The sequence below is a fragment of the Corynebacterium ammoniagenes DSM 20306 genome (assembly GCF_001941425.1).
Taxonomy (GTDB): domain Bacteria; phylum Actinomycetota; class Actinomycetes; order Mycobacteriales; family Mycobacteriaceae; genus Corynebacterium; species Corynebacterium ammoniagenes.
This window is the reverse complement of sequence record NZ_CP009244.1, coordinates 585,594-600,340: the sequence shown is the minus strand read 5'-3', so window position 1 is coordinate 600,340 and position 14,747 is coordinate 585,594. Positions and strand designations below refer to the sequence as shown.

Sequence of the window (14,747 nt, the reverse complement as noted above, 5' to 3'; positions counted from 1 at the left end):
TAAAAGGCCGAATAGACAAAGCGGTTCGGCAGTTGTTACTTTCAATCCAGCAATAAACTAAAAATTCCTGTTTCCCGCACATTTTTTAACAGAAAGACGTCTTAAACATGCAGATTCGTCGCGTACTAGCCGCAACCTCGGCAGCCGTTATCGCTGCCACTGGCCTGGTTGCATGCTCCTCTGACTCTTCCGGCGACGCCGAGGGCGCCGGACAAGATGGCCCTATCCGCGTGGGCACCACCGATGCCGCGAAGAAGGCGTGGGCCGCGCTCGAAGAGCAGGCCGATGCAGCAGGTCTGGATATCCAAATCGAGAACTTCGCTGACTACTCCACCCCGAACCAAGCACTGGAGCAGGGCCAGCTCGATACCAATAACTTCCAGCACTTGAAGTTCTTGGCCGAGTACAACGTGGGCAATGACACTGATCTCACCCCAATCGTGGCCACAGAGATTATTCCTTTGGCACTGTTCTGGAAGGATCACGACTCCCTCGATGGCATTGAGGGCGAAAATATCGCCATCCCGAACGACCCTTCCAACCAGGGCCGCGCCATCAACGTCTTGGTCCAGGCTGACTTGGTTACCTTGAAGGAAGAGGGGCTGATTACCCCAACCCCAGCTGATATTGACACTGAAGCGTCCAAGGTTGAGGTCACCCCAGTTGATGCTGCGCAGACCCCATCCGCATACGGCGAGGGCACCCCAGCAATTATCAACAACTCCTTCCTCGACCGCGCGGGCATTGATCCAAACTTGGCTGTCTTCCAGGATGACCCAAACTCTCCTGAGGCTGAGCCCTACATCAATGCTTTCGTGGTGCGTTCTGAAGACGCAGACAATGAGACCATCAAGCAGTTGGCAGAGTTGTGGCACACCCCAGAGGTACAGGCTGCTGTCGATGAAGATGCCAAGGGCACGTCCGTTCAGGTCGAGCGCACGCCAGAAGAGTTGCAAGAAATCTTGGACCGTCTCGAAGAAGCTGAGCGCAACAGCTAAGATTTTCCAAGTACATATCGTTACCCCGTCGGCGAATCACGCTAGACGGGGTTTCCAACTGAAATGAGTAAGGCCATGAGCACTGTTGGAACGCGGGTAGAATTCCGCAATCTCACAAAAATTTTCAAACAGAAAAAAGCTGAGATTAAAGCACTAAACAACGTCTCCCTCACCGTCGAACCCGGTGAGATCATGGGCATTATCGGCTACTCCGGCGCCGGTAAGTCCACGCTGGTGCGCATGATCAATGGACTAGATCAGCCAACCTCGGGCAGCGTGCTGCTCGACGGCACCGATATTGCGAAGATGCCCGAGTCGAAACTGCGCGGGATTCGCAAAAATATCGGCATGATTTTCCAACAGTTCAATCTTTTTACCTCCCGGACCGCAGCGGGCAATATTGAATACCCGCTCAAGCTCCAGGGCATGGGCAAAGCCGAGCGTAAAAAGCGCGTGGCGGAGTTGTTGGAATTCGTCGGTCTGGCCGACCGCGGCAATAACTACCCCGAACAGCTTTCGGGTGGACAAAAACAGCGCGTGGGTATCGCGCGTGCGTTGGCAACCAACCCGACGCTTTTGCTTGCCGATGAAGCCACCTCCGCCCTCGACCCCTCCACCACCAGGGAAGTCCTCGACCTGCTGCGTGAGGTGAATAAAGAATTCGGCATCACGATTGTGGTCATTACCCACGAGATGGAAGTGGTTCGCACCATCGCCGATAAAGTTGCGGTGATGGAAAACGGTGTCGTGGTAGAGCAAGGTTCTATCTACGAGGTCTTCTCGAACCCGCAGACCGCCGTGGCGCAAAGCTTTGTGGCCACCGCGCTGCGCAATACTCCCGACCAAGTCGAGGCCGATGACCTGCTGGCTTACGATGGCCGCCTGTTTACCGTCGAATTGGCAGAAGACTCCGGCTTTTTCGGCGCGGCTGCCGATGCCCGCGCAGCCGGCGTGAGCATCTCCATCGTCCACGGTGGCGTGACCACATTGCAAAAGCAGTCCTTTGGCAAGATGACCGTTCGTCTCAACGGCCCCGATGCTGCCATTCAGCATTTCTATGACACCCTGAACGCCACCACCGATATCCAGGAGATCACCCGATGAACACTAACTTTGTGGCACAAGCAGACTGGGATCGCCTCGGCAGCACACTGGTTACCGCGGTCCAAGACACGCTCATCATGGTCATCGTCACCATGCTGGTGGCTGGCATCTTGGGGCTGTTTATTGGCATCTTGCTCTATACCACGCGCCCGTCAGGCATTTTGAAAAACCGCGTGGTGTATACCATCTTGAACGTGCTGGTGAACTTCATTCGCCCCATTCCGTTCATTATTTTGCTGGCCTTTGTCCAGCCCATCACCGTTTCCGTCATGGGCACCTCCATTGGCCGCAACCCGGCGACGTTCGTCATGGCTATCGCCGCTACCTTTGCGGTTGCCCGTATTGTCGAGCAAAACCTCGTCGCCATTGACCCCGGCGTGATTGAAGCCGCCCGCGCGATGGGCGCAGGGCCATGGAAGATCATCACCACCGTCATCATCCCCGAAGCCCTGGGACCACTGGTGCTGGGCTACACCTTCTTGTTTATCGGCGTAGTCGATATGTCCGCGATGGCCGGCTACGTCGGCGGCGGTGGTCTGGGTGACTTCGCGATTGTCTACGGCTACCGCGCCTTCGAATGGGAAGTTACTTTGGTAGCAACCCTGATTATCATCGTCTTGGTCCAGGCAGCGCAGTTCTTCGGCAACTGGCTCTCCGCCAAGATCATGCGTCGATAACGCGTTAAGCGCGTTATCGACGGGCAAGACGGCGTTGCATTGCTTCACCGTAGCTGTCCCACTTCACCGTAGCTGAGGAGACTTGATCTCCGAAGCTACCCAGACGGAGGAAGTCTTTGGTTTATCCCCACACGAGGAGATAACACCGGAGACTTCCTTTTTCTTTAACTCAACGTGCCAAGTACGGCCATCTTCATGGGTAACTGCCACGGGGCGATGTTCTTGGCCCTTCGGATCGGCATCTACGACTGATAGGGCGCCGTAGTGGAGGTCCTCGCCGGCATCGATAAGCTGCTGCGCGACCGCAAGCTCTGCGACCTGTTCCCCTGGTGCCAGCTTGCCATTGCCGCGATTGCCCGGGAAGAAATACTGCCCCGTCAATGCTGCATTGACCAACTGCTTGCCGGCCTCGGCGTTTAACCGGCCAAAGGAATAGGCCCAGGGCATCAGCAAACTCACCGCCGCAAAGCGGTGGCCTTTCATGTGCGAGGATTCCCACACCAAAGAATTGCCAAAGTGATCATTTAACTCCGCCGCCAAGGGCCGGCCTTTCAGCGCGCAGCAGACATCGCGCTTGCCGTGGGTACACACCAACAGCAACGGTTGCGTGATCACTTCCCCGCCGTTTTTGCCTGGACCAGATAAATCCAGCGCAGGGATATCTTCTGGGCCGCGCAATAAGACAAGCTCCATTGTTTCCTGCTCCGCCCAGACCAAATAACACCGGTGCAACTGGCCGACATCGCGGCCTTCGCGGCCGGGGCGGCGAATTAATTGCAGCTCGGTGCCCTTGCCCGCCTGCTTGAGAGTGGCCTTAATGCGCGAGGTTAAATCCTGTGAAAAAGTATCTCCGTCTAAGATATCCCGCGACCAACCTGCAGGCCATTCGAATAAAACAAATACGCTGCCGCGCTTGGCGCTGCCGGGCAGCGGCTCCACTTGAATATCAGAACAGACCGTCATGGCTTTACTCTACCTAGATCCGCAAAATGCTTGAGAAAAATCTCCACCGTAAAGTTCGCAATCCTTTGCAATTCCTATTATCGTATTTCACATGAATAAATCCCGCTGCGCTGTGCCGGCGTTGCTAATCACAACAGCCCTGGCTCTTAGTGCTTGCGGTGCGCAAAATCCGAACCAAGTCACCATGGCGGCCTCCAGCAAATCAGATATCTCTCCGCTGGGAGAAACCAACTCCGCCATGAAAACCTCCCGTCCTAACAAGCCGGCGCAGCTGCTGGTGACCAATGTGCGTTTGGGTGTGCATGACCGGTTTGAGCGCGTGGTCTTTGACTTGGAAGGAAACGGCGATCCGGGCTGGTTTGTGGATTACACGGATAAACCCATGCAGCAAGGCTCTGGCGCTTTGATTCAATACAACGGACGTGTTGCCTTAAACGTCAATATTGATGGCACGGTCTATCCGCACGAGCTCAACATGGACGACCCCGAGATTAAAACCGTTCCCGGCCAAGGCGGCTTTGTCACAGAGGTACTCAGCGCTGGTACCTATGAAGGCCGCTCCCAATTTTTCATTGGCCTGGATGAAACCCGCCCCTATTCGGTGCAGGTGCTAGAAAACCCCAAGCGCGTGGTCATCGACATCGTCCGCTAACTGCCGTTTTTAGCTATAGGTAGCTTCTACGCGCCACTGCCCTGCTACCCACTGCAAAAGCCACGCTTTTTCATAAGGCTCATCGTCGGCCTTAGCCACCAACTGCAGCCGCGCAACGCGCCGCGGTTTCTCCGGTTCTTCACTATGGGATGGTTGCCACCACAAGGTATCAACTGGCCAAGGCCCAGCCCAACCGACGACGCGGTAGTGGTTTCTGCCCCAGCCCACCGCATAAGGAACCGATGACAGCACTGCCTCGGCGGTGACGTGGACGTCTTTCGCCGCGGCATCGATAAGCCGAATGCGTGCCGCTGGGTGCTGCGGTCCTGCCCCTCGACGTGCCGGTAGCGGCGCCGGAATGCGCCCGGGCCAGTCTCCTTCGGGCTCTTTCGGAATATCATCGCCATAAGGCACAAAATCCACGCGCTCTGACACGCCACGGCCGCCCGCTGCCCACGGCTGTAGAACCTTATCGGTACCGAGTGTGGACTGCACCCGGGAGATGGCTCTTTTCACGTGCTCATCGGAGCTGCCGCTGCCCCAGAGCTGGCCGATGAAATCCGGCTGGCTGACCTCCAAAGGCTCCAGGGATAGCTCGATGATGCCTGCGTTTTCTGCTTCCCAGTCATCACCTCCAGCGTCTGTGGCTCGCGCTGTGGTCAGCCAACCGTCCAGCTGCCAGCGCACGCGGTCTGCGGTGGCGTCTTCGCTCAAGGCCTCGTGTGTGCGCCACACTCGCTCGAGTGCTTGGCCGCGGTTAAACTCCGCACGAATTTTCAACCGCAAGCACACCACGCCTGCCGCGGCGAGCTTGTCATGTAATTTCGCCGCCAACTGACGCGCGGCAAAGGCCGCGGAGTCCACGCGCGAAATCGGTTCGGTGGGTAAAACTGCCACCGATAGATCGCTGCGTGCTTCTTCTGGCGCTACTTTTCTATCAGCCCGCGCAGTAGCGATATCGTGCACGCGCGCCCCATCGGGTCCAAAGCGGTTGACTACCTGTCTCAACGGCAACTTCGCCAGATCCCCCAACCGCCGCAGCCCCAGTTGCTGAAATTGCTGCACCAACTCGTGCGGAATACCCAATGCTGTTTCCGCCGAAAGAACAGACACAGGTTGCATCGCTAAGAAATCTTGCGACGCCCCGCGCGCGACCACGTGACCCGCTTCCTGGTCACGCGCTGCAATAATCGCCGTGGCAATCTCATCCGCCACCCCAACGGTGGAGTCCACGCCGCGGCGCGCGACAGCGTCAATGAGCATTTCCATCGCACCTTCACCGTGAAAGCGCAGGGCTGCTCCAGCGTCCACGATGACCAGGCCGGAGCGCAGCACCTCCACCGAGGAGACAACATCATCCAAAGAGCTCGCGATAGCCGCAAACAATGCCCCATCACGGTCTTCATTAGCTTCTACCACTGTGGCCTCGCTGCAAATAGCTTGTGCTTGCCGCAGCCGCATGCCGCGTTTGACACCCGCCGCCCGGGCGCTGTGATTACACACCTCTACGCGGTGGTGCCGCGCTAAAATAATGGGACCTTTCAGCTCCGGGTTTTCAATGTGCGCGGCTTGAATCGGCCAATCCGGAAACCACAGCGCGGCAATACGAGTACCGTTTCCACTCATACTGCCCGCAACTTCGGACGCGACTTCTTCCCACGCTGCCCGCACGTGATGGTCGTGGACATCGGCCGCAAGCCTTTTGCTTCGGTGCGCACCGCGATATCAACGCCGCGGATTCGCCCTGTGCCGCGGCCGATGCCGTGATAGTGGACCACGTGGGCATCCATTTTCAGCGCGGTGCCCGGCAAGCGGGCATCTACTGTGACCAGCGCTGCTTGCCCGGCGCGCACCCGCGCCAGAATCGGCCGCGCGCGAGCGGGGCTCAGTTCCACCGGTGGCCCATGGTGAAAGACCACGTCCATGCCTTCGACCAAGACGCCGGTAATACTCCACGGATCCGCCCCTGGGTCCGGGATGGTAACAACGCGCGAGAGATCTCCTTTTTCGCTAACCTGTGCGAGCAGTAATTCCGACCAGCCCACCACTGCAACATGGCCACCGGCGGCGGTAATATGCGAGATAATCTCCACCGCCAAGGCGGGAGAATTAGACAAAGACATCACTTGCCGGCGCGGGAGACCGCCGCCGGGCAGCACAGAGGACAGTTCAGAGGGCACCTCCACAGCGTCTTCACCTGGGGTTGTTGCTACTTCCGGAGTTTGTTCCGAACCAAGCGCCGCCATGCGGGAGCGCAGCGCCGCAACGCGCCCACTCCGGCTTAGGCCTTCTAGGTCAACGGCGGCAGATCCATCCACCCCACCGTGACGAACACTTGTTTGATTCACGGTTACAGTATGCAATCCGTGCCGGACAGATTGCAACTGTATGTTCGAAAACGCTGGTAGGCTTATCGAACACTTTTCGATGGAATGGGGAAAGCCCTAAAACAGCAAGAAAACTGGGTCATACACTTTCAGCATATTTGCCATAACGGCAGATCACAGGACTTTTTATATGCCAAATCTAACAATTATTAAAAGGCTAATCCAAGTCCCTATCCGCCGCCCAGCGCGTGAGCTGATAACGGTTCGACTGCTGCGTCTTACGCAAGATGTTCGATGCGTGCGTTTCCACCGTCTTGATTGAAATAAACAGCTCTTGGCCGATTTCACGGTAGGTATAGCCACGCGCCAAAAGCCGCAGCACTTCCAATTCACGACGCGTGAGCGCATCCACCACTGGGTCTGAAATCGGTTCCGGTTCAGAGTCCGGTCCACCCGCTGGATCCGGTGCAGGTTCACCGGAGGCAAAAGCATCCAGCACAAATCCCGCCAAGCGCGGGGAGAAATAAGCATCGCCGCTATGCACGCGGGCAACGGCTTCCGCTAATTCCGCACCCGCAATATTCTTCGTGACGTATCCGCGCGCACCAGCACGAATCAGCGCAATAACGTCTTCCGCCGCATCGGAGACAGACAGCGCCAAGAACTTCGGGCCATCATCGCCGGGGTTCGCATTAGTAATGTGTTTGAGCACCGCCAGTCCCCCGCCATCCGGCATGTGCACATCCAACAGCACCACGTCTGGGTTGGTTTTTGTAATTCCACTGGTTGCTTCCGCAACGGTGCCCGCATCCCCCACGATAGAAATGTCTTCGGCATTGCCTAATTCGGCGCGCACACCAGCACGAAATACGGAATGGTCATCAACCAAAAAGACGTTCACCATGTTCACAAGGTTACACGGCGCCACGCAGGTAACGCCTTGCTTGTCGATGCATTTTTCTACCCCTCAATAGTCACCGTAACTTCAGTGCCGTCGCCGGGCGCGGATTTAATCTTGGCGCTACCGCCGATGCGGCTCATGCGCTCCACGATGGAGTCTCTAATTCCATGGCGGTCTTCGGGAATGGCGTCGGAGTCAAAGCCGTCGCCGCGGTCGCGAACAAAGATGGACAGCTCGCCCGCCAGATGTTCTGCGTACACATCCACGGAGTCAACACCTGCATGTTTACCGGCGTTGACCATCGCCTCGCGCGCAGCCATAACCGTCAACTTCGTATCTTCGGTCAAAGCGATGTCTTCACCCACCGTGACCGGACGAATGGTGATGCCAAAGAGATCTTCGACCTCACCGCAGGCACTTTCAAGGGCTGCGAAGACCGTCTGCGCGGTCTTTTCTTCAGAATCAAACAGCCAGCCACGTAATTCACGTTCTTGGCCGCGGGCAAGGCGTGCGACTTCCTGGGGGTCATCGGCACGCTTTTGTATCAGCGCGAGGGTCTGCAACACCGAATCGTGCAGGCGCGAGGCAATCTCCGCGCGTTCATCAGAGACCGCTTTAGCCGCTTGCTGCTCAGTTAGCTGGTTCCACATGCGAACGCCCAAGGGCACTACGAGCGCGCCAATTCCCACCAAGGTCAGCAGCACCGCCACGAGGGCTGCGCCAAAGGAGTCATTGCCTTGCCAGCTCAGCGCCATAAACAAGATGCCAGCAAACACCAGCACGGCACCGGAGACTGCGCTGATAATTCCGGTTGTACCACTTAAACCACGGTCATATGCGCGCCACGCAAGAAAGGCACCAACGGCCACAATAATCAACGGCAGCAGCGCAAAAATGGATAAGCCGACGCCCATGGTCGCAACCAAAATCGGCGCGACAATGGCGAAAGCAATAATCAAGCCATTAGTACCGCGCGGAAGCTTGGCGGCAAAGCGCTCGCTGAAATTCCCGGTAACCGGGGTAACATCGCCCGTCTTAACCAGCATCCATAAGCTGGCATAAACAAATAACCCCACTCCGGAGGCCACCGAAGCGGCGGCAAACACCACGCGGACGAGTAACACGTCCACATTCAGGTGTGCGGAGACACCAGAAGCAACGCCTGCTACCACGCTGCCTTCCGAGGCACGTTTCATGCGTGGATATGGTTCAGGCCGCTCAGCGGTTGTATAGGGCGCGGGAGTGGTCATGGCCTTATTGTGGCACGCAGGTAGCCCTGAGGGTATCGGGGACAACCCTGAAACTAAAAGATCAGGGCAGTCCCCGATAGTTATTTACCGCTTGAGCTTCGATAATTAAGTCATGACTTCCCACGAGCCTTCCCCATACGGCCCAGATGCCAACAACGGAGCATCATCTCAATCCAATCCGTACAAGAAACCATCCAGTCTTTCTGATAACTCCAACTCAGTCACCAACGCTTTTACCGAAGCCAAAGAAAGCATCTCATCTGCTTTCAAGGAGATGCGTTCAGAAACTTCCAAACCTGCCGGCCCACAGCACGAAGGATCGTCGCACCACGATGGTTCCAAGACCAGCTTCGACGATGTCAAGCAGCAATTCAAAGAAATGTGGGCATCCCGCCCAGTACGCTTGCCTTCCGACCAAGGTGGTGGCGGCAAAATCGCCGGCGTGGCCGAAGGCATCGCCGTTCGCTACCAAATTGATCCCATTTTGGTTCGCACCATCTTTGTGGTCACCGCCTTTTGCTGGGGCGGTTCCATCGCCCTGTACCTTTTGGCCTGGATGATCATGCCGCGCTATTCCAAAACCACCTCACCCATTGAGGACGCCTTCGGAGAGAACAAGGACCTGCCTAAAAATTCGGAAGGCAAGTCCACCTCAGAAAAAAGCTTAGGCATCACGCTCTTTGTCATTTTCATCGTAGGGTTTTTCCTCCCGATGCTCTTCTCCCCCAACGCATTGACCATGCTCTTGCCAATTATCGTGGGCATCGGCGGGTGGTATCTACTGCACAAACGCCGTCCGAACGCGCCCGCAGGTTTGCTTGCCACACCGCAACCAGTCACAGAGGACGAGCACATCGACTTGTCGATGTTCGAGCCTGTCGATGGCTACCCCTTCCCCCAAGGCCGCACCACCCCACCCTCCTGGGATCCATTGGCGGCGGCACCCGATACCTGGCACCTGCCAGATCCAGAACCTGTCGCTGACACCCCGCCGAAAAAGGAAAAGAAAAAGCGTCGCTGGGGCCGCGTTCTGGGCATCATCGTCTCAGTTATCGCCGTGTGGGGGCTGATTATCGGTGGCATCATGCTGGCCTTCGGAGCCGTAGCAGGCAACACCAGCTGGGAGACTTCCGAATGGGGCACGGTATCTAATGCTCCAGCGAATGCTGCAGACATCCCCGACTACTACGACAGGGGCATTGGCACCTTCAGCTTGGACCTGTCGAACACGCAGGGCCTAGACAATCTTGAAACAGACCGCGTTGTCACCATCGATGGCGGTATCGGGACAATCAATCTCGATTTGCCCACCGATGTCCCAGTCAACCTCCACTGTGACTCCGGCATTGGTCAAAGCAACTGCGTGGATATCACCGATAAGGACGCAAAGCTGACCATTAACCTCGACAGCGGAATAGGCGCCACCACCATCGATTACGGCTTCATGCAGCAAGAAGCGGACAAAGCTCTCGCAGGCGCCGACCACTAACCCCAAGGCTCAACATTCTTTCTCGGTGGCAGATCTGTGGATAACTTGCCGCATTCGGTGACGTGTCAGCACGGTTATCCACAGCTTGTCGATGCTTCCCTCGCGCCCGTCGTGCCTAGCCGTTTAACGTCGAAGGCATGGACATATTCCAAGCATTCGTGCTCCTCAACAGCCACGGCATCGGGCTGCTGCGAGCCATCGCCGAGCGCTCGCCGTACGATGTGGCCAGCTCCGGCATCGCGCTTTCGACGGCCAAGCAGTACGCCGCGCTTGCCGATGTCCTCTTCGGCCCCGCCGACTCCCCACGCCTGCAACGCGAGTCGGTCGCCCTGGCCGAGCAGCGCGAATTAAGCGTGGAGCATTTGTTAATGGTAAACAAGCACGCCAAGAAGCTGAAGAAGCGTGGTGCTGCGTGGAAACTGCGCGCCGAACTCATCGCGCATCAAGGCAGCTTCGAAGAAGCCGATGCCTATGGCGCACAACGCGTCAAAGAAGAAGTCGGCGAGACACCAAAAGAACCCGGGGTGCGCATCGGCCGCGCGGTAGGCGGCATGCGCACCATCAGCGTGACCGACACCCAACGGCGCATTACGGATTTTGAAAAGACCCTCGATGCCACCGACACCTCTGACCAACCCCGCTCCACGGCACTGCTGGAAGCGTTCTGGAAACGAGTCGACGGCAGCGGCGGAGTACTACGCCCCGAATACCGCACCGTGATTGCTATTGGGCTGGATGATTTCGCGAAAGTATCATGCGGTTCTGGAGACGACGTCATCGTGGGACTTTCTGATGGCACCACCATGACCGGGGCAGAACTTATCAACGCCGCGCTTGCCGGAGCACTGGGTGAGAACCTCTACGCTGGACTATTTCACCCGACTGCTGGCCCCGTCAATCTCTACGAGGCGCGGTTTGCATCGTTGAAACAGCGGATTATGGCGACCGCGGAAAACCTGGTCTGCCCGTGGCCTGATTGCAACGTGCCTGCTGATAGGTGCCAGGTACACCACATCGACGCCCACAAAAATGGCGGCCACACCTCACCGTCGAATCTGACGATGTTGTGCCGTTATCACAATGGCGTCAACGACGATGATCCGACAAAACGAAGACGCGGACGAATACAACGACACCGCGGCCAAGTCCGCCTCATCACCCCAGGCGGAAAACTACTGGGCAACACACACCAACTCAGCAGCATGGGAGCAATGCACCTCATCAAATAAGCTGCACCTACGCAAGAAGCCCCAGCCAGTTTAAAAACTGAGCTGGAGCTTCGTTGTGCCGTTTTCGCGCAATAGAACACGTAAAGAAGCGAAGCTTCTAGAGTTCTACTCCCACTCGATGGTTCCTGGTGGCTTGGACGTCACGTCCAAAACCACTCGGTTAACATCGTTGACCTCGTTGGTAATACGCGTGGAAATTTTCTCCAGCACCTCATAAGGAATGCGGGTCCAGTCGGCGGTCATGGCGTCTTCGGAAGAAACCGGACGCAGCACGATTGGGTGGCCGTAGGTGCGGCCGTCGCCTTGGACGCCGACGGAGCGGACATCGGCAAGCAGCACAACAGGGCACTGCCAAATCTCGTTGTCTAAACCAGCAGCGGTGAGCTCCGTGCGCGCAATCAAATCTGCTTCGCGCAAGGTATCCAGGCGTTCCTGGGTGACCTCACCGATAATGCGAATACCCAAACCAGGGCCCGGGAAAGGCTGACGAGCAACAATTTCTTCTGGCAATCCCAGCTCGCGGCCGACAGCGCGGACTTCGTCCTTAAACAGCAAGCGCAGTGGCTCGACCAATTCAAATTCCACATCATCAGGCAATCCGCCGACATTGTGGTGGGATTTAATATTCGCGGTGCCGTCGCCGCCACCGGATTCCACCACGTCGGGGTACAAGGTGCCCTGGACCAAGAAATCAACGGTGGAACCTTCAGGGGATTCTTCCAAAGCTTGCGCTACAGCGCGCTCAAAAGAGCGGATGAACTCCGCACCAATCGCCTTGCGCTTAGCCTCCGGGTCAATCACGCCGGACAGCTTGGCCAAGAAAGCATCCGCTTCATGCGCCGTAATTAGCTTCGCACCGGTCGAGGCCACAAAGTCTTTTTCGACCTGCTCGCGCTCACCCGCACGCAGCAGACCATGGTCGACGAAAACACAGGTCAAACGGTCACCAATGGCGCGCTGCACCAACGCAGCAGCAACCGCAGAGTCCACGCCGCCGGACAGACCACAAATAGCGCGGCCTTCAGGGCCGATTTGCTCGCGGACGTCATCGATAAGCTGCTGGGCAATATTGGCCGATGTCCAACTTTGCTCCAAACCTGCCACCTCGGTGAGAAAGCGCGTGAGCACTTCCTGGCCATGCGGAGAGTGCATAACCTCGGGGTGATACTGCACGCCCGCCATCTGCTTGTCCACGCATTCCATCGCCGCAACTGGGGCACCGGCCGAGGAAGCAGTCACGGTAAAGCCCGCAGGCGCCTCCGCCACGGCGTCACCGTGCGACATCCACACCTTGTGGTTTTCTTCCAAGCCCTCATGCAACACACCACCGGTGTGGGTAATTTCGGTACGGCCGTATTCACGGTCGCCGGTTTGCGCAACGCGGCCGCCCAAAGCGTGGTTCATCGCCTGGAAGCCGTAGCAAATACCAAAGACCGGAACACCCAGCTCCAGCAGCTCGGGCTTCAGCTGCGGCGCACCGTCGGCATAAACCGACGATGGGCCACCGGAGAGAATCAAAGCCGCCGGGTTTTTGGCCTTGATCTCTTCAACGCTGGCAGAATGTGGAACTACCTCGGAGTAAATCGACGCCTCACGTACGCGACGAGCAATCAGCTGTGCGTACTGGGCGCCAAAATCCACCACGAGGACTGGGCGCGGAGTTGTTGCAGGTTGAGTCACGCCCGTTAGTTTAACGCACCCGCGGCCTTGCGCGGTAAACCATCCACACGATTATCGCCGCCGCTATCCCGATTGCGGATCCAGCAAGGACATCGCTTAGCCAATGCACTTTGAGATAAAGCCGTAATGCAGCGCTTATCGATGCCACTACCACCACCCCGACCCCCACCATCCCTGGATGCCGGGGCTGCCACTGCTTCGTCCACAACAAGATGACAAGCGCGGCGGCAATGGCAAACGCCGCGGAAGAATGCCCAGAGGGAAACGACGGGTCATGCGTTTCTACCAGCTGCGCGGCGACGGGTGGGCGCTCGCGGTTGATGGTGTGTTTTAACACCGTGGTTGTAGCCTGCGCGAGTACAAACGCTGCGGGCACATAGCTTGCGATGCGCAGCGAGGTCTTGCGAAATAGCGCATAAACGGCAACGAGGATAACCACGATGGCCAGATACCGCGGGCTCAGCGCCGTGCTGATGACCGCAGCCCACTGCGCCGCGCTAGTTGCCAAGATGAGCCTCGGCTTCTGCGGCGGTGCTGCGTACTGACTGGGTGAGCGCGTGGCGAAACGCGCGCAGCGCCGGATGCTGCTCACGCCCGGCGCGCACCGCGGTGTACAAGGTGCGGTGCGGGCGCTCTGGCAGATGCACAAAGCGCACCCCGGGCTGCAGCGGCGCGAAAAATGCCGAGGTCACCGAGCACGCATGACCGGTGCGCGTGAGATAGGTTTGCAAAAAAGGATCCGGGGTTTCAAAAAGTACATTGGCTTCAAAGCCATGCTGGCGGCAAAAAGCGTGGAAGAACTTGCCTAAAGAAAATTCCACGGAGTCCAAGGCAAACGCCACCGCCTCCGGGCCGCTGCCACGCTTGACGATGTCCCCGAATGTCAACGTCGAATCCGCCGGGGTAATGAGCACCAGCTCATCATCTAATAAATGCTCCCGATGCACTGTGTTATCCGTCAATGGCACCACGCCCGGATAATCTTCGCCTAAGACCAAGTCCACCGTGCCATTGGCCAGCGCCGGAATGGCGTTTTCGATCTCGAGCTGCGTGATTTCGACCTTTAAATCGGGATAGTCCCGGCTTAAATTATCCAACGCTTCCGGCAAAATGGAGGCCAGCACCGTTTGGAAACTCGCCACGCGAATGCGCCCGCGCACTTGCGAGGTGGAATCGAGAACGGCGGACTGGGCGGCATCGGCAAGCGCTAAAAGCTCATCGGCATAATCGGCCAACAGCTCGCCTTGCTCATTGAGCACAATCCGGCGGCCCGAGCGTTCATATAATGTCACGCCCACGTCTTTTTCACACTGCGCAAGCTGCTGCGAAATCGCCGAGTGCGTGTAATTTAACAACTCCGCTACGGCGGTGACCGTGCCCAAGCGGCGCAGCTCGCGCACAATGCGCAACCGATGCAAATCCAGCATGCCTTCTCGCTATTGTTAGAAATTCTTAACTATCAACGCTATTTAATGTA

Annotated in this window: 14 protein-coding genes; 6 read left to right on the top strand and 8 right to left on the bottom strand. The window is 57.4% G+C overall.

Annotated elements, in window-relative coordinates:
• Nucleotides 1-107: 107 nt before the first annotated feature.
• From CAMM_RS02960 to CAMM_RS02950, 3 genes are all read left to right on the top strand, one after another.
• Nucleotides 108-998: a MetQ/NlpA family ABC transporter substrate-binding protein gene (locus CAMM_RS02960; RefSeq protein WP_003849729.1), complete on the top strand. Its 891-nt coding sequence runs from the start codon at nucleotides 108-110 to the stop codon at nucleotides 996-998.
• A 75-nt stretch (nucleotides 999-1,073) separates the two neighbouring features.
• Nucleotides 1,074-2,102, top strand: coding sequence for a methionine ABC transporter ATP-binding protein (locus CAMM_RS02955; RefSeq protein ID WP_168939066.1), 1,029 nt, complete (start codon nucleotides 1,074-1,076; stop codon nucleotides 2,100-2,102).
• The gene (locus tag CAMM_RS02950; protein ID WP_003849731.1) at nucleotides 2,099-2,779 is read left to right on the top strand and encodes a methionine ABC transporter permease; all 681 of its coding nucleotides are present in this window, start codon (nucleotides 2,099-2,101) and stop codon (nucleotides 2,777-2,779) included. The genes CAMM_RS02955 and CAMM_RS02950 overlap by 4 nt, the downstream gene beginning before the upstream one ends.
• 63 nt (nucleotides 2,780-2,842) lie before the next feature.
• On the opposite strand, the gene CAMM_RS02945 is transcribed toward CAMM_RS02950, so the two are convergent.
• Nucleotides 2,843-3,742 carry a sucrase ferredoxin gene (locus CAMM_RS02945; protein ID WP_003849732.1) on the bottom strand — a complete coding sequence of 300 codons (900 nt, stop codon included), beginning with the start codon at nucleotides 3,740-3,742 and terminating at the stop codon, nucleotides 2,843-2,845.
• Nucleotides 3,743-3,833: 91 nt separating this feature from the next.
• Between CAMM_RS02945 and CAMM_RS02940 the strand changes: the two genes are divergently transcribed.
• Nucleotides 3,834-4,394 (top strand): AMIN-like domain-containing (lipo)protein, encoded by a 561-nt coding sequence (locus CAMM_RS02940; RefSeq protein WP_003849733.1) that lies wholly within the window; start codon nucleotides 3,834-3,836, stop codon nucleotides 4,392-4,394.
• A gap of 9 nt (nucleotides 4,395-4,403) precedes the next feature.
• Here CAMM_RS02940 and CAMM_RS02935 read toward each other — a convergent pair whose 3' ends face one another.
• The 4 genes from CAMM_RS02935 to CAMM_RS02920 all read right to left on the bottom strand — a co-directional run bounded on the left by CAMM_RS02935 (nucleotide 4,404) and on the right by CAMM_RS02920 (nucleotide 8,872).
• Nucleotides 4,404-6,020: a DNA polymerase Y family protein gene (locus tag CAMM_RS02935; protein WP_003849734.1), complete on the bottom strand. Its 1,617-nt coding sequence runs from the start codon at nucleotides 6,018-6,020 to the stop codon at nucleotides 4,404-4,406.
• Nucleotides 6,017-6,742, bottom strand: coding sequence for a hypothetical protein (locus CAMM_RS02930; RefSeq protein ID WP_040356389.1), 726 nt, complete (start codon nucleotides 6,740-6,742; stop codon nucleotides 6,017-6,019). Before CAMM_RS02930 ends, CAMM_RS02935 begins: the two co-directional genes overlap by 4 nt.
• Before the next feature lie 196 nt (nucleotides 6,743-6,938).
• Entirely contained in the window at nucleotides 6,939-7,625 is a 687-nt protein-coding gene (locus CAMM_RS02925; protein WP_003849736.1) for a response regulator, read from the bottom strand.
• 56 nt (nucleotides 7,626-7,681) lie between these two features.
• A complete protein-coding gene (locus tag CAMM_RS02920; protein ID WP_050759908.1) occupies nucleotides 7,682-8,872 on the bottom strand; it encodes an ATP-binding protein in 1,191 nt (396 codons plus the stop codon).
• Between the two features lie 112 nt (nucleotides 8,873-8,984).
• On the opposite strand from CAMM_RS02920, the gene CAMM_RS02915 reads away from it, so the two are divergent.
• Together CAMM_RS02915 and CAMM_RS02910 are read left to right on the top strand one after the other, a co-directional pair.
• Nucleotides 8,985-10,361 (top strand): PspC domain-containing protein, encoded by a 1,377-nt coding sequence (locus CAMM_RS02915; RefSeq protein ID WP_050759909.1) that lies wholly within the window; start codon nucleotides 8,985-8,987, stop codon nucleotides 10,359-10,361.
• A gap of 137 nt (nucleotides 10,362-10,498) precedes the next feature.
• On the top strand, nucleotides 10,499-11,590 hold the full coding sequence (locus tag CAMM_RS02910) for an HNH endonuclease signature motif containing protein (protein WP_075761513.1): 1,092 nt from the start codon (nucleotides 10,499-10,501) through the stop codon (nucleotides 11,588-11,590).
• 105 nt (nucleotides 11,591-11,695) lie between these two features.
• On the opposite strand, the gene guaA is transcribed toward CAMM_RS02910, so the two are convergent.
• From guaA to CAMM_RS02895, 3 genes are read right to left on the bottom strand one after another with little or no spacing between them, the layout of a single operon-like run.
• A complete protein-coding gene (gene guaA, locus CAMM_RS02905) occupies nucleotides 11,696-13,270 on the bottom strand; it encodes a glutamine-hydrolyzing GMP synthase (protein WP_040355890.1) in 1,575 nt (524 codons plus the stop codon).
• Between the two features lie 10 nt (nucleotides 13,271-13,280).
• Nucleotides 13,281-13,778 carry a phosphatase PAP2 family protein gene (locus tag CAMM_RS02900; protein WP_003848179.1) on the bottom strand — a complete coding sequence of 166 codons (498 nt, stop codon included), beginning with the start codon at nucleotides 13,776-13,778 and terminating at the stop codon, nucleotides 13,281-13,283.
• The gene (locus CAMM_RS02895) at nucleotides 13,768-14,697 is read right to left on the bottom strand and encodes a LysR family transcriptional regulator (protein WP_003848180.1); all 930 of its coding nucleotides are present in this window, start codon (nucleotides 14,695-14,697) and stop codon (nucleotides 13,768-13,770) included. Before CAMM_RS02895 ends, CAMM_RS02900 begins: the two co-directional genes overlap by 11 nt.
• Between the last annotated feature and the right edge of the window lie 50 nt (nucleotides 14,698-14,747).

What these genes read in the sequence shown, in the direction of transcription:
- CAMM_RS02895 (WP_003848180.1), bottom strand. Translation starts at nt 14,697, where the DNA reads ATGCTGGATTTGCATCGGTTGCGCATTGTGCGCGAGCTGCGCCGCTTG.
- CAMM_RS02955 (WP_168939066.1), top strand. Translation starts at nt 1,074, where the DNA reads ATGAGCACTGTTGGAACGCGGGTAGAATTCCGCAATCTCACAAAAATT.
- CAMM_RS02935 (WP_003849734.1), bottom strand. Translation starts at nt 6,020, where the DNA reads ATGAGTGGAAACGGTACTCGTATTGCCGCGCTGTGGTTTCCGGATTGG.
- CAMM_RS02925 (WP_003849736.1), bottom strand. Translation starts at nt 7,625, where the DNA reads ATGGTGAACGTCTTTTTGGTTGATGACCATTCCGTATTTCGTGCTGGT.
- CAMM_RS02960 (WP_003849729.1), top strand. Translation starts at nt 108, where the DNA reads ATGCAGATTCGTCGCGTACTAGCCGCAACCTCGGCAGCCGTTATCGCT.
- CAMM_RS02945 (WP_003849732.1), bottom strand. Translation starts at nt 3,742, where the DNA reads ATGACGGTCTGTTCTGATATTCAAGTGGAGCCGCTGCCCGGCAGCGCC.
- CAMM_RS02940 (WP_003849733.1), top strand. Translation starts at nt 3,834, where the DNA reads ATGAATAAATCCCGCTGCGCTGTGCCGGCGTTGCTAATCACAACAGCC.
- CAMM_RS02920 (WP_050759908.1), bottom strand. Translation starts at nt 8,872, where the DNA reads ATGACCACTCCCGCGCCCTATACAACCGCTGAGCGGCCTGAACCATAT.
- CAMM_RS02915 (WP_050759909.1), top strand. Translation starts at nt 8,985, where the DNA reads ATGACTTCCCACGAGCCTTCCCCATACGGCCCAGATGCCAACAACGGA.
- CAMM_RS02950 (WP_003849731.1), top strand. Translation starts at nt 2,099, where the DNA reads ATGAACACTAACTTTGTGGCACAAGCAGACTGGGATCGCCTCGGCAGC.
- CAMM_RS02910 (WP_075761513.1), top strand. Translation starts at nt 10,499, where the DNA reads ATGGACATATTCCAAGCATTCGTGCTCCTCAACAGCCACGGCATCGGG.